This window comes from Yaniella soli, assembly GCF_054782375.1.
On record NZ_BAAGSP010000001.1, the window covers coordinates 1 to 14,660 of the forward strand.

12 protein-coding genes are annotated in these 14,660 nt (G+C 58.2%); 3 read left to right on the forward strand and 9 right to left on the reverse strand.

The genetic code is table 11. From position 1 onward, the window contains the following. Nucleotides 1-285 precede the first annotated feature (285 nt). From ACYVJT_RS00005 to ACYVJT_RS00020, 4 genes are all read right to left on the reverse strand, one after another. Complete coding sequence (locus tag ACYVJT_RS00005) at nucleotides 286-1,509, reverse strand: acyltransferase family protein (protein ID WP_343959307.1); 1,224 nt, start codon at nucleotides 1,507-1,509, stop codon at nucleotides 286-288. A gap of 130 nt (nucleotides 1,510-1,639) precedes the next feature. Continuing rightward, nucleotides 1,640-1,891, reverse strand: a complete 252-nt coding sequence (locus tag ACYVJT_RS00010; RefSeq protein ID WP_343959305.1) for a hypothetical protein — start codon at nucleotides 1,889-1,891, stop codon at nucleotides 1,640-1,642. 97 nt (nucleotides 1,892-1,988) lie between these two features. Continuing rightward, complete coding sequence (locus ACYVJT_RS00015; RefSeq protein WP_343959303.1) at nucleotides 1,989-3,098, reverse strand: FUSC family protein; 1,110 nt, start codon at nucleotides 3,096-3,098, stop codon at nucleotides 1,989-1,991. 79 nt (nucleotides 3,099-3,177) lie between these two features. Beyond that, nucleotides 3,178-3,867 carry a VldE C-terminal domain-containing protein gene (locus tag ACYVJT_RS00020; protein ID WP_343959301.1) on the reverse strand — a complete coding sequence of 230 codons (690 nt, stop codon included), beginning with the start codon at nucleotides 3,865-3,867 and terminating at the stop codon, nucleotides 3,178-3,180. A gap of 160 nt (nucleotides 3,868-4,027) precedes the next feature. Between ACYVJT_RS00020 and ACYVJT_RS00025 the strand changes: the two genes are divergently transcribed. After that, nucleotides 4,028-6,154, forward strand: a complete 2,127-nt coding sequence (locus tag ACYVJT_RS00025; RefSeq protein ID WP_343959299.1) for a penicillin-binding transpeptidase domain-containing protein — start codon at nucleotides 4,028-4,030, stop codon at nucleotides 6,152-6,154. A 99-nt stretch (nucleotides 6,155-6,253) separates the two neighbouring features. Here ACYVJT_RS00025 and ACYVJT_RS00030 read toward each other — a convergent pair whose 3' ends face one another. Continuing rightward, complete coding sequence (locus ACYVJT_RS00030) at nucleotides 6,254-6,724, reverse strand: hypothetical protein (RefSeq protein WP_343959297.1); 471 nt, start codon at nucleotides 6,722-6,724, stop codon at nucleotides 6,254-6,256. 133 nt (nucleotides 6,725-6,857) lie between these two features. Here ACYVJT_RS00030 and ACYVJT_RS00035 point away from each other — a divergent pair, with 133 nt between their 5' ends. After that, nucleotides 6,858-8,018: a sensor histidine kinase gene (locus tag ACYVJT_RS00035; RefSeq protein WP_343959295.1), complete on the forward strand. Its 1,161-nt coding sequence runs from the start codon at nucleotides 6,858-6,860 to the stop codon at nucleotides 8,016-8,018. Further along, a complete protein-coding gene (locus ACYVJT_RS00040; protein ID WP_343959292.1) occupies nucleotides 8,015-8,671 on the forward strand; it encodes a response regulator in 657 nt (218 codons plus the stop codon). The genes ACYVJT_RS00035 and ACYVJT_RS00040 overlap by 4 nt, the downstream gene beginning before the upstream one ends. Before the next feature lie 194 nt (nucleotides 8,672-8,865). On the opposite strand, the gene ACYVJT_RS00045 is transcribed toward ACYVJT_RS00040, so the two are convergent. The 4 genes from ACYVJT_RS00045 to ACYVJT_RS00060 form a co-directional block, all read right to left on the reverse strand. After that, nucleotides 8,866-9,774 (reverse strand): macrolide 2'-phosphotransferase, encoded by a 909-nt coding sequence (locus ACYVJT_RS00045; RefSeq protein ID WP_343959290.1) that lies wholly within the window; start codon nucleotides 9,772-9,774, stop codon nucleotides 8,866-8,868. Between the two features lie 18 nt (nucleotides 9,775-9,792). Next, a complete protein-coding gene (gene hrpB, locus ACYVJT_RS00050) occupies nucleotides 9,793-12,435 on the reverse strand; it encodes an ATP-dependent helicase HrpB (RefSeq protein ID WP_343959288.1) in 2,643 nt (880 codons plus the stop codon). Between the two features lie 36 nt (nucleotides 12,436-12,471). Next, nucleotides 12,472-13,515, reverse strand: a complete 1,044-nt coding sequence (locus ACYVJT_RS00055) for an NAD(P)-dependent alcohol dehydrogenase (RefSeq protein ID WP_343959286.1) — start codon at nucleotides 13,513-13,515, stop codon at nucleotides 12,472-12,474. Nucleotides 13,516-13,645: 130 nt separating this feature from the next. After that, on the reverse strand, nucleotides 13,646-14,476 hold the full coding sequence (locus tag ACYVJT_RS00060) for an NlpC/P60 family protein (RefSeq protein ID WP_343959284.1): 831 nt from the start codon (nucleotides 14,474-14,476) through the stop codon (nucleotides 13,646-13,648). Between the last annotated feature and the right edge of the window lie 184 nt (nucleotides 14,477-14,660).

A 14,660-nucleotide genomic window follows, 5' to 3' on the forward strand; every position in this document is an offset into this window, starting at 1 on the left:
GGTTTGCACTTCCATCGAAACGCGAGCTCCCCATGCCTGTCCTGTGCGACACGCCCGAACCAATCACCAATTTCCGGTCCCTATCCGCGCAATCTCTTAGCCGTCTCTGCTGGGGCCCCGAGGCTGCAGTCGCTTCGATTATCATTCGTTTCCCCGCGGGGGATCACGCATTCGGCGTGTGTTGGTTGCTCTTGCTCCGATTGCACCTGGGTTGAAGGAATCGCGGGTTCACCTTCCGTGCCAACGTGGTCGCAATCATTTAGCAGGGCGTTGGCGCCCGTGCACTTAGAAATCGCAACGTCCTGATCGGTATCCGGCATCAGGGTGTGCGGCACAACAAATGTGAGCACGGTAAGCGTTGCCATGCTGGTGCCCATGACGGTGAAGGCTCGGCCCGGACGCTTGAACTTTGGGGCATGGCGGAGTGGATCTTCTATCCACCGCTGAGAAGCAGCCGAGAGCACAATCGTCACAACGATGACGCCAAGCTTGGCAGGCCATCCAAACGAGTCCAATTGGTAACTTGCGACAATGATCAACGGCCAGTGCCATAGGTAGATAATCACCGATGCGTAACGCGGGCTGACGTGACGCCCACCAGTACACGCCCGTGGTTTCATGCTGTGCCCCATAGCGCATAAACAACAGCGCGCCGACTACCGGCAGTAATGCGGTATAGCCTGGAAACGGGGTGTCACTGCTGAAGGCGAAGGCGGCAACAACGATGCAGGCGACTCCTGCCCAGCCTAGGAGGTTTTGAGTGCGGTGGGGCAGTCGGGTCGCGGCTGGCAGCATCGCGAGTAGACCGCCTGCTGCAAACTCCCAGAACCGCGTTGGCGTGATGAAATATGCCTGTGCTGCGCTGTGATCGGTAAAGACCACGGAGAAAACAAAGGATCCCACCAGAAGCGTACCCAGCGTTGCGATGAACACCTTGTGTATATCTACGCCCGGTCCGCTGTGGTTCCGGCGAATGCGCTTGATCAGTAAGTAGACGCCGAGCAATAGGATCGGCAGCAGGATATAGAACTGTTCTTCGATGGATAACGACCAGTAATGCTGGACCATGGAGGGTTCATTATTTTCGGCCATGTAGTCAACGGAATCGGCCGCGAGAACCCAATTTTCGACATACAGTAACGCACCGAGCATTTGTCGGACGTTCATTTCCCAGACGGTCTGTGGCACAAAGAAGAGCAGGGCTACCACGCTGACGGCCAGCACGGTAAAGGCCAGCGGCAGTAGGCGCATAGCTCGCCGCGCCCAGAATTTTTTCAACTCAATGGTGCCGGTGTTGGACAGCTCGCGGTAGAGATGGCCCGTAATCAGGAATCCCGAGATGACGAAGAACACGTCAACACCCACGAAACCACCGCTGAGGCGATCGGGCCACAGGTGATAGATCACGACCAATCCAACAGCCAATGCACGCAGCCCCTGGAGTTCGGGTCGAAAGGATCTGTGGGTAGGTGCTGCAGGTTGTGCAGGTCTCAGGGTCTGTACGGGCATGCTGTGAACAGTAGCCCCGCCAGATTTAAGGAGTCAACGAGACAGACTGAGCTCTCAGGGACCTTGCAGAATACGCCTAGACGGCTTCGAGGAAGCAGCCCATTCGGCTGGTTGGGTCGCTACTGAGGTTTTAGTAACTGGTGTTTGATGGGGCAGATCCCGGGTCGCAATTTGATGCGGTTTGGTGGCTTCTCGTATTCCACTTGTGCGCCCAGTACCAGATGCCAGCACCGAACAGCGTGAAAAACAGGACCAGCAGGATCGCTAAACCAATTTCCGACATGTCGCGTTGGCCCATGGAGTAGCGGACGATGACCACGCCTAGCGAAGACGCAAGTCCGAAGCTGGCCCCCGTGAATGTTGCTTTCGTTGTTTCATGCATGAGTCTCATCTCCTTTGCTGCTGCGTAGGTCGTACCACCGACGCTACCAGTTGAGTGTGACGTACACCATGGCATCACCCGACTTTTTAGCGCAGGTTCACGAAGCAGCGCGCTCAATCTTTGGCGACATTGCAGCGATGGTGATGATATGGCGCAGACTGGTTAACAGTGAGCCGTACACCGGCCACCCACGGGCCGGCAGGTCGTCTTCGTGGGAAAACTTGAGAGCAATCTCATCCAAACGGTCAAACAACGGCTCGAGGGTCGCATCCGTATCACCGAGTGCATCCCCGGTCTCATGCAAAAGCTTCACCCATTCCTTTCGAAATCCGGTGTCCCAGGCCCCTTGCTGATAGGTAGCGTCCCGCAAGGTCCGCGCAAGATGACTCAGGTGCGAGACTCCTTCATCCATGCTTTGCAGTATCTCTTCGTAGCTGCGGTCTGCATTTTCATCATAGTGCTGCTGCTGGGACCGCCGAGTCCACGGTCGGAGACGTCGTGGGTTGCCACGCTCGCTTTCGCGCGCAAAACGTACGATCTGCCAGGCCGAATCAAGCTCGTCACTCATCGATTCCATTTCTGTCAGCCACTCGTGCACCTCATCGGTGTTCCACGAGTCGGATAGTTCCGCGCTCATGGTCACCAGAATATTACCCATGCGCTCGCTGGCGTGGTTGACATAGCGTTGGGCCTGTTGATTCCTGAGGGGCGGAACGATCAGGAGGTTGACGATGATGCCCATGGCCACCCCGATGGCCACTTCGGCGAACCGATCTACCATCAGGTGTTCCTGGTCCTGGTAATCACTGGCCAACACAAAGATCACCGTGGTGACAATGGCCATGCCTTCATCACGGATCCAGTTGAGCCGGGCCGCCACGAGGCCGACAAACAGCGCAAGGGCAAAGGTTGCGAGGCTCACCCCGAGGAAGTGACCGACCACGAATGACAGTGTGAGTCCAATGGCGGACGCCAAGGTGGATTGGATGCCGCTGGAGAAGGAACGATACACGGTGGCATGAACGGTTAACATTGCGGTCCAGGGCGCCAGAAACGCGATCTCAGAGCCCCACCACAACGCCACAATTGCCCATGCTGCCGTCGCAGCGATGACGGTTTTGGTCACCTGTAACAGATCTGTCAGGGTCTCTGGTTGTTTCAACCAGACAAGCAACCGCTTATTGAGGCGTGATGTTCCAGTAGGCACTGATGCTCCTTCCGAATGGAATCTGAGGATGTGTCCCAGCAGCCGGGAGTGAGATCAACAGTACTATCGGGCTACGTTGTTACGATCGGCCGGGCGTCTCGCCCTCCAAGACATCGACGTGCACGTGGTCCAGGTGACGCAGGATCTCATTGTCCGGATCCGCTGCCTTATAGTCATGCCACTGCCCGCCAAAGCTACGGGCGCTCCAGACCTGATCGTCGAAGATCACGTACTGGACGTTTAGGTCCTCAGCGTGCGCAATCAACCAGTGTGCCAGCTGCCATCCTGTACGCCGGTTTTCTTCGGATACCGGACGAAAGAAGATATCAATGGCACGGCCGTCATAGTGCGTTGAGTTCTCTTGATGCCCGTGATCGACACCGCCGGGTGCGAACCCACCAATGGGCAGGTCACCAAAGACTTCGGTCATCTGGTCACGTACTTGCTCAGCGCGTGGCGTCAACCCGGTGTCGGTTGGCTCTTGCTGGGGAAGATCGTCGGCGGTGGAAGCCCGACAACTCAGACTCGGACCAGCGTCCGCAGCAGGGCCATCGGCCAAGCGTTGCATCACCGCGTGATCGATTTCGGAAGTCTCCGGCGTTTCCAAACCGCGAGCAGACAGTGCCACCGCAGTTGTGGCATGTTTGGCTTCGTCGCGGCTAAGACCAATTTTATCGTCCGAGGTCTTGACTGTGCATTCCGGGTTCCACGGAAGTGACCCGTCCCAGTCTTGGAGATCATTGAAGACTCGAGGTCCCAGAACGACCACGGCTCCAATGAGCCCGATAAGACACAACACTGTGACCAAGGGGACGAGGCAACTTCGGTGCTGGGGTTTTGTACGAATAGTTCCAGGCTAGTGGCTCAGTGGCCTACATAGTCTCGTAAGCAAGCGCGTGACGGCAACGTGCAGCAGTAGACTGAGCACCATGTCAGCCTCATCACTTTTCACCACACCACAATCTTCCGACCAGGCACGGTCGTCTCGCCGACGGCGTGCAACCGTCGGATTATCACTTGTACTCATCGGCGCGTTGGGCCTGACTGCATGCGGCCCGAGCGCGGATGATCCCACCGAAGCCGCCGAACAATTTGGCCAACAACTCGGCTCAGACCAATTCGAAGCACTCCAGGATGCCACGTTGACTGATGAGTCAGTCGATCCAGAGCGCCTGGCCGAAGCCACCGCTGCACTGGAAAACTATCCAGTCACTGTCACGTTGGACGCCGCGAGCATCGATGAGAACGATGACGACGACACAACCACCGCGACAGCGGAGTACACCGTCACATGGGATCTAACTGGCGGCTCCGAGGCGGCACCCGAAACAGAATCTGAAGCTGAATCTGGCGAAGACGCCCCCGATGAGTCCTCCGAAATGTGGTCGTATACCACCCAAGCCATGATGGTGTGGAACGAGGAAAACGCAACATGGATCCCGCAGCTTTCCTCCGACACACTCGTACCGGGCCTGGCAGACGGAGGCCAGGTCGCTGTGGCCACTGACGCTGCAGAACGCGGGAATATTTTCGATAGTGAAGGTCAGTCGCTGGCCACTGACCGTCCTGTGCGAAAGATCGGCATCGACAAAACCCATCTGCGGAATCAACTCTCGGCCGATGACGCCGAGCCCACCGACGCCGAGATCGAAGAGGCAGTGACTCAATCAGCCACCGACCTGGCGGAAGCACTCGATCTCGAGGCGGAAACCTTCGTCGACCGGACGCTCAATGCCGGTGAGCTCGCGTGGGTTGAGTTCATCGTGCTGCGCGACGATGGCGAAACCGAGATCCCGCTCGATGAAATCAATGAGATCCAAGGTGCCGTGGCGAATGAAGACACCATGGTGCTCGGGCCGACCAGCACATTTGCCCGGTCGCTGTTGGGGACGTTTGGTCAGCCGAACGCCGAACAAATTGAGAACTCTGACGGCCAGTTGATCGCGGGCGAGTCGACCGGATTGTCCGGACTACAGCGGATGTATAACGATGAGCTAGCCGGGACCGACGGGCTCACCATTACAGTCGATAACGCGGAGGCCACCGGCGAGCAGCCGACGAGTCAGCCCGTGGAGTTTAGCCGCGATGCCAGTGACGGGACCTCGATCACGACCACGCTCGACACCCGAGTTCAAGAACTCGCAGAACAAATGCTTGATGAGTCCGACGTGCCCTCCGGCATGGTGGCTATTCGTCCATCGGACGGCCATATTCTGGCAGCTGCCGACGGCCCTGCCGAGACGAGCTGGCCACTGGCGATGTCTGGCGCCTATCCTCCCGGCTCCACATTCAAAATGGTGACGGCTCTGGCCATGCTGCGCAATGGTGCGACACCCGAATCAACCGTGACGTGCCCCGAGACCACCAACATTGGTGGCACCGAGATTTCAAACTTTGACGGCTATCCGACGGCCTTCCTCGGGGAGATCACCCTGGCCGATGCGATCGCTCAATCCTGCAATACCGTCTTCGTCAATCAGTGGGACGAGATTTCACCACAACAAGAACATGATGCTGCGACAGCCCTTGGTCTGGTCGAAGAGCCCGTCGTCGGATTCGACGGCGCGTTCCTCGGTTCGGTACCGACTGACGTTGACGATGGACAGCACGCTGCCGGTCTCTTCGGTCAGGGTGTTGTAGAAGCCTCCCCGCTGGGCATGGCCACCGTCGCCGCATCAATTGCTGCCGGTGAGACCGTCACACCGGTGCTGATGAGCGAGCCATCGGTGGATCCTTCTGAGAACGAGAACCTGCTGGGTAATGAACCGCTGACCGAAGACGAAGCGGCCACACTGGCCGAGCTCATGTCCGGACCGGTAGAGACAGGCACCGTACCGATTCTGCAAGATGTACCGGGTGCTCCGGTCCTTGCCAAGACCGGTACTGCCCAATACGTCGAGGACGGAGAAGATCTTGCCCATACCTGGATTATGGCAACCCACGGAGATCTGGCCGTGTCGCTGTTCTATACCGAGGGAGAAGCAGGTGCACAGACGAATGGACCAGTGCTCCAGGGGTTCTTGACTGAGCTTGAGGGAATTATTCCCTCAGAATGACAGTTTCTTGCCATAAGCTTGATGCTCAACCTGAATGAGGTGCGTCGCGCTATCGGAGTGTTTGTTGAACTGGTTCAGACTCTCGTTTGACCGGTGAGCTCATGTGGAACTTCCTCCGGTGTGTGGGGAACGGTAGATGAGCTTACTCAGACCGGTTGCGATGAGTCCGCAGATGACCCCCACCAGGGTTCCTGTCACGCCACTGCTAAAGGTAGCAAATGTTTTGAAAATGAGAGACTGCGCGACAGGGTCGATATCTGCGAGGTTTCCGCCAAGCTGAGGGTTGCCTGCAGGGAACGCTTGATCCCAAAACAGCAGATGTCCGCCGGCAAGCAAAAGGCCGTAGACCACCCCGACCGACAGTAATGCCACGAACGGGCGGGGGATGCGTTTGGCGACGACCACGGTGATCCAGACGATCGGTGGGACCCAAACAAACAGCGCATTAAGCCATGTGCCTTCGTCAATCAGGTGTAGATCGTGGAGAACGACTCGTGGAACCGCCAATAATGCTAGACCGATGATCGCCCACCACGGGAGGCCGAGTCCTTGATTTGGTGTTGTATTCATACCCCTCACGCTACGAATCGAGCCATATGTCGCACATCCGTCTCCGGTGGTGTCTCGAGGTCATCAGGAAGCGACAATCGGAGTCGCTTGGAAGCGATAGCGCCTGACAGCCTGAGTTCATAGACTTGGGTACATGGTGAAAGCTCGGCTGCTCAAGTTGCGCGCCTCCCTCGGGGATGCGCTGCTGGGTTTTGTCGTGTTTCTCGCGGTGTCGTGGATGATCACCGCGGACCAAGCAAGTGATCAGCCACCTGATGCCATCGCCTATTTTTGGGCATTTGGTCTGGGCGCGTTGCTACTGGTCCGTCGCAGTTATCCATTGGTCGTCTTATGGGTCACGGTCATCACTCTGTTGGCCTACTACATGGCTGGTTATCCAGCTGTCGGGCTGAGCATCCCAACCGCTGCCGCACTGCTGAGCGCCGCTGAATTTCGACGTGTTTTGTGGCCAGTGATGGCTGCAACGGCACTGTTGACCATCAGCTACGTGGTCCGTATCGCACAAGGTCAGGATCTAGATCGGATCATCGGCTACGAGCTTGCCGGTGAGGTCGGTTTGATGGCAGCCGCCATTGCGCTGGGAGTCACTCTTCGCTTACGATGTGAACTGCAATACAGTACGGCTCGCTTGGTCGAGTCAACGGCCCGCGAAGAACGCAGCCGTTCACATGCGGCGCTCGCGGCCGAACGTGCGAACATTGCACGCGACCTACACGATACTTTGGGCCATCAAGCCACCGTGGTGTCCATGTACGCAGATGTTGCCCGACAAACGGTGGATCACGACCCACAGGAAGCCCAAGATGCGTTGGAGGTCGTCACCAAGACGAGTTCGCAAATGCTGTCGGAACTACGGCAGACGGTCAAAATGCTTCGTAGACGTCAACGGCATCGTACTGTCACGACGTTGACCGCATTGCGGGAACACATCACGCAATCCATTCCCTTGGATGTTAAGATGGATATTGATCCACAGATCAACGAACGTTCCCTATCATTGTCAGTCCAGACCGCGATTTACCGTATTGTGCAAGAAGCATTGACTAACGTGCTGCGACATTCAGAAGCGACAGCAGCGGTCGTAAGGATCCACCAAGAACAAGACATGCTAACGGTGACCGTCTTTGACGAGGGTCCGGCACGTGACGCGACAGCGAATGCAGCATCCGGTGCGGGCATCAACGGGATGGCTGAGCGTGCCGCTCTCTTAGGAGGCTGGCTGACCGCACTGCATGACGCCCAAGGTTTCATCGTGCACGCCGCACTACCGGTCCAACGGCAGGAGGAGTCATGATTTCTGTGGTGTTGGTAGATGATCAGGATCTGGTGCGTGCCGGCTTGCGAACCCTGTTGAGTTTGGACCCTGAAATATTCGTAGCCGCTGAGGCCAGTGACGGACAGCAGGCTATCACCGCGGCACGAGTCCATCGGCCAGATGTCATGCTCATGGACATCCGCATGCCGGTATTCGATGGAATTGCGGCAACCCATCAGATGAGCCAGGAGGCTGAGCTAGACGGTGTTCGCGTCGTGATCCTGACGACGTTCGATGACGATGAGGATATTGTCGATGCCGTCAAGGCAGGCGCTGCTGGATATTTGCTCAAGGATGCTGGAGCATACGAACTGCGAAAAGCCATCCATACGGTGGCTGATGGAGGTAATCTGTTGTCACCACAGATCACTCGCAAGCTCATGGAGGCCGTCGCGTCACAACCGGCTACCGATCATGTGGAGTATGTAGATCTGAGTGACCTGACCGAACGTGAAATGGATATCCTGGGCCATGTTGCTCAAGGGGCGACGAACAGCGAAATTGCGGCGTCATTATTTCTGAGCCCGGCCACGGTTCGAACATATGTTAGTCGAATCCTCACCAAGCTTGATGCTCGTGATCGCACTGAACTTGCGATTTTGGCACACCGTGCAGGGCTACATTCGGAGTGAATCTCTCAGAGGGATGTCGAACGGTCCAGTGAAATTCTGTGAATACATCGGTATCCAAGGTGCGTTGTCCCTACGACGCTGGCAAAGTCATCACCTACAGTGAATCATGGCTGATTGGATCGGAAGACCTGACTATCACGGTGTCCTCAAGATCTCGTGGAGTCACTGCTCATTGGCTGGAACGCGACGTCTCATCAGCTAGCTTCTGAAGGATTCAACTGTGCCGCGGCGGCGGTACGGTGTTCCTCGTCGCCTGTGGTCAGCGCGTAGAGGCCGTAGCTGACGGGGCTGGCTGAGTACCTGTGAGCACAGTGCTCACCAAATTTTGGCCACACGCTGCCCCCGCCGTCGATGTACCGCTGGACCGTGAGGTTGAACGCCGTAGTTGAAGCGGTGGCGTGGTGAAAGACAAAATCGCGAGCTGGATCGCCGACTTCTGCCGTCGTCCAATCAATAACGGCCGTCACCCGGTTATCGATAACCAAGGTGTGCCCCGGATACACCTCGCCGTGGGTCGGCACAGAGTGAGTCGGCCAGTAGCTGTCATCGCTCAACCATGCGTTCCAGCGATCCAACAGGCCCGGTGCGATCTTGAACTCTGCAGCCACTGTGGCAATGTCCTCGCGCCAGCCTTCGCGTACCTCAGCGGGTGAGCGGACCTGAACACCGGTCGACCGCGCCTGTTCAACGTCGATGCTGTGCAGCTGGGCCAACATGTTGCCAAGAGTTGAGGCAAATGCAGTACTGGACACATCCGCGTGCCACTGCGGCTCGCTTCGGGCATCGAGTTCGAGCCCGGGCGTACCGGGCAACAGGGGATATGCGATGAGTTCGGAGGTTTGGATGTGCCAGTCCGGAACCGCTACGTCTAAGTGCCCAGCCACGAGACGTAGCAGTCGCCCCTCCACCTCAGCTCGTGTGGTGACGTCGGCGTGACGAGGGATGCGCAACACCCACTGGTCACCGGTATCAGTACGCGCAATGGCGACACGAAAATCTAACCCGAGTTCGTTGACCGCAACCGTGGACTGATCGATCGTGAGATCGTGTGCCGCTGCCAGACGGACGATCTCGTCTATCAACTGTTGTGATGTATTCGTCATGGTGCCAGTCTGGCACGCTCAGCGCTTTCGCCGCGATTGTTCACCGCGCAGCGCTCGGTTCGTTTTCGCTGTGGCGACAGCACTGAACGGATCGTCGGGCCAGGGATGTTTCACATACCGGCCACGATTTTCAGCACGCACCTGAGGGTAGACGTGCTCCCGGAAGTTCGCCAAGTCAGCGGTGACCGCAAGTGGTCTACGAGCCGGTGATAGCAGGTGCAGCACGATCGGGACACGCCCGTCAGCCACCGTTGGAGAAGCGGTCCAGCCAAAGCATTCTTGCAGCTTTACTGCCAACACCGGCGAAGCAATCTCATCGTCTGTGTGCGACTCGGGTGGAGGCCAGTCGAGTCGCACATTCGACCCCGAGGGCACAGCAATCCGCTCGGGTGCCATCTCATCGAGCCGTGCGGCCTCTGGCCAAGGCAAGAGCCGCCGCAGGGCAGACGTCAGATCGATGCGTTCGGTTCGAGTACCGCGAGCCAACTGCTCAATCTCAGGTGTCAACCAGTCGTGTAGTCGCTCGGTGAGTGCACCATCCGACACGTCCGGCCAGGGTGCTCCGAATACGCGATGCAGCAACCCCATGCGAGCCCGCAGCGCAAGGAAAGACGCATGCTGTTGCGCACCCGGGTCGATATTGAAGAACTGCAGGATGCCGGTGCGCTGCATGTCGGCTGCAACTGCATCACGCGTGTGCTCGACGGTTGGTTTGACGGGTGTTGATGACAGCTCAATGGCTCCGAGCCGTTTCACCGTACGTGCCGAAACCTTGCCGTTGACGAAACGTGCCTCGGTATATTCGGTGAGCAATGAGCCCGCTGCCAGTTCGGCGTAGTCCTGATCGATTTCTGCTGCCGCCCGGATGATCGCACGCTCACCGTGCAGGGTGATATCGGCAATCGCTAGCCACTGGACACCTTCCAGCAACGAACCACGCGGTAAGACCGCTGCGGTGCCTGACGCGAGCAGGTATTCGCTGCCAGCATGCTGTTGTGCTTGGGTTTGGCGACGCCGGGCGATCTGTTGCGGATAGGCCAACGCGGCCACCATGCCCACATCGATCGGATCCGTTGGGCCCTGGTCTCGAGTGTCGCGGGCCAGGGCTCGTAACAACCGTGCAGCGTCGTCGACCCACCGTTTCGGTTTCTCGGTGCGCAATTGGCGTAAGAGCTTGCCAAGATCAGCGCCGTCAGCTCGCTGATCTGATGCGAGGGCGGCGACCGTCTGGGCAGCCAATCGTGGCCCCACGAATTCCGCCCCGTCATAAAGCGCCCGGCCTAGTCGCGGATCCACCGGTAGTTGTGCGAGTTTGCGTCCTAGCTCGGTGACGTTGGGGCTGGGATGATTTCCATCGAGGGCACCTAGCTGGGTGAGCACGTCGACGGCCGTGGCGAAGGTTCGAGCTGGCATGGGTTCTGGCAGTCGAAGACCGGACCCGTCGGCGGCACCCCAACACGCCAGATCGAGCACCGTTTGGGTCAGATCGGCGGTACGAATCTCTGCGGGTGCATGCGCTGGTCGAGCGGCAAAGTCGGCGTCACCAAGGCATCGCACGACGAGACCAGGCGCTTCACGAGCGGCACGCCCGGCGCGCTGTGCCATCGAGGATTTGGCAGCGCCAACGGTGACCAGCCCGGCGATTCCCCGACCGGTATCCAGGCGTGACTGGCGATCCAACCCTGCATCGACCACGGTGCGTACGCCGGGCACGGTCAACGCAGATTCAGCCACGTTGGTTGCTAGCACGATGCGTTGGCCTCGAGCTGTGTCTCGCGGACTCAAGATGCGGTCCTGCTCGGTGGACGGTGTAGAGCCAAGCAACGTGACCACTTCGGTTGCTGCGTTGTCGGGGAGTAGATCGCGCAACTGTTGGGCAACGACATTGATTTCGCGGGCGCCTGGTAGGAACACGAGCACGTCACCGTGCCGTTCGGCCGCCGCCGTAGTGTGAACCGTGGTGGCCACGTGGTGGAGGAATTCGCGAGTGACGCCGCGGGCATCGAGCGCTCGTTGGGTGCCGGGCAAAGGCGCCCACTGCTCGCGCAGCGGATAGTGGGCGGCTTCGACTTCAAACAGCTGTGCTGGCTCGTCATCGTCCTGCAGGAGTTCAATCCAGAATTGGGCGTTCAGGGTGGCAGACATCACCACGATATCCAGCGGATCCGTGCTATCGCGCAACTGGCCGAGCTGTTGGACCATCGCAAAGGTCATGTCGGTATCTAGCTGGCGTTCGTGCACTTCATCGAGCACGACCGCACAGACACCGGTGGCTTCGGGATTACTGATCAGCCGACGTAGCAGCACGCCGGTGGTCAGGAACTCCACGCGTGTCGCATCGGAGGTTTTCGCGTCGCCGCGTACGGTGTAGCCGACTTCTCGGCCGAGCTGCGTGCCGGTGAGTTGGGCGAGTCGTCGAGCGGCAGCGCGGGCGGCCATTCGGCGCGGCTGGGTCACGACAATTTTGCCGTCGCGGGATTGTTGCCGCAATCGATTGGCCAGTGTCGGTGGCACCACGGTGGTCTTCCCTGTACCCGGTGGCGCAACGACCACGCCCCGCAATGGTGCATCACCGTGGCGGCCACCAGCCAACAGCTCCGGAATCAACCGGGCAGCTGGGAGACCAGCAGCTACGGCATCAAGTGCAAAGTCGTTGTTCATCGTGCCCAATCTCAAGACGTCTTCGCGCGTTGTGTATTAGATCGTCGCGACATCGATCACGAACCGATACCGCACATCTGAGTTCACAACCCGCTCATAGGCCTCATCGACCTGGTCAGCGTCGATGACTTCCACCTGTGAAGTGATCCCGTGCTCCGCTGAGAAATCCAGCATTTCCTGGGTTTCGCGGATACCGCCGATGTTTGACCCGGCCAATGAGCGGCGCTGTGCTGTCAACGAGAACACGGTGAAATCTTGACGGTTTTCCGGCAGACCGACGAAAACCAACGTGCCATCAAGTTTCAGCGTTTTGAGCATGGCATTGAGATCAATGTCTGCAGAGACCGTATTGATGATCAGGTCGAAGCTGTCGCGAAGGGCTTTGAGCGTGCCCTCTTCATTCATAGCCCGGTAGTCGTCGGCGCCAAAACGTTTGCCGTCTTCTTCTTTGGCACGTGTCTGGGAGATGACAGTGACATGCGAGCCCATTGCGTGAGCATATTGGACAGCCATGTGTCCGAGTCCGCCCATGCCGATCACCGCGACTTTGGATTCGGGTCCGGCGTTCCAGTGGCGAAGGGGTGAATAGGTCGTAATGCCAGCGCATAACAGGGGAGCGGCCGAGTCCAGTGCAAGCGAGTCAGGGATGTGCAGCACGTAGTCTTGTTTCACCACGATATGGGTTGAATAGCCACCGTAGGTGACGTCGCCGTCATAGTCAGTGGAGTTATAGGTCATCACTGCGCCCTGTTCGCAGAACTGTTCTTCTCCAGCACGACAAGGGCCGCAGGTGCCACACGAGTCAACGAAGCAGCCGACCCCGGCACGATCCCCGACCTTGAATTTGGTGACGTCTGATCCGACTTCGGTGACGATCCCGGCGATTTCGTGTCCGGGAACCATCGGATATATGCCGGGTGCCCATTCGTCTCGGACGTTGTGAATATCTGAGTGACAGATACCGGCGTAGGCGATTTCGATCAGCACGTCATCGCTATTCAATGAGCGACGGGTAATGCTACCGCGTTCAAAAGGTGCACCGGTGGACGGGGTGAGCAAGGCTGTGGCTTGTGTAGTCATGCTCCAGGTATAGCAAACGGATGCCGCCTGTGCCAGAACCTGTTCGGTGCGTGTGGAGTTGGGGTTTAAAACAGCTCGCGGTGGCACCAATATTCGGTGCCACCGCGAAGCTTCTACGACGCTGCTGTGTTTAGTAGCGTGCTGCAGTGTTCAGTGGTGGGGAGTGCTGGCTGTAGGAATCCAGCGAATCGATGCTCACACCGGACTGTGGATTGCGGGCCTGGGCGATCTGGCCGTCGCCAACGTAGACGGCAACATGGTAGATACCCGATGCGGAGCCGTTGCTGGACCAGAAGACGAGGTCACCGGCCTGCAAGTTGTCCAGCGAAACCTTCTGGCCACCGCTGTACTGGGCGCTGGAAGTGCGTGGCAGATCGATGCCTGCTTGAGCAAATGCCGCGCTGGTGAGACCGGAGCAGTCATAAGCGCTTGGGCCGGTTGCGCCGTACTGGTAGCTCACACCGGAGTTGACGATATCGACGGCTGCATCGGCTGCGGCATGGCCGCTCGATGAGGTCGCTGAGGTAGTCGAAGCGGTCTGGATACCGGTTGAATCGCCGGTGCCACTATCGCTGGTGCTTGCGGTCGAAGTGGTTGCCGAGCCACCGCCGCTGAGTTGTAGCTGATCACCCGGGTAGATGATCGATGATGCCGACAGGCCGTTAGCATTCATGAGGTCATTGAGTGAAACGCCCTGGGCATTGGCGATGGATGACAGCGTGTCACCGGCTTGTACGGTGTAGGTGCCAGCGGAGCTTGTGGTTGAGCTTGAAGTGGTGCTCGACTGTGCTGGGACATCTTCAATAGCAGCATTGGCAGGGGCCATACCGAAGATGGACGCGCTTGCAGCGGTTGCGAGGCCAGCGATTCCCATCGAGAATTTCTTGTTCCGACGTGACCGCAGTGCAATCAGTTCGGCTTTTTCGGCTTCGATGCGTGCTCGGCGAGTGGTGTAGGTCATAGTAGTTCCCTCAAAAACGAAGTGGAAGGATTTCCGGTTTCTGTTTGGAACAAGCTGCCTCCAGCACGTTCCGTTATCAGATCGTTATTAACCGTGACATTCCTGTTATCAAAACGCAACCTGATGAAACGCTTAAGTGGTCGTGTCGGCGCTGTTTCAGTTATTGATCCGCAGCATTGCAGCG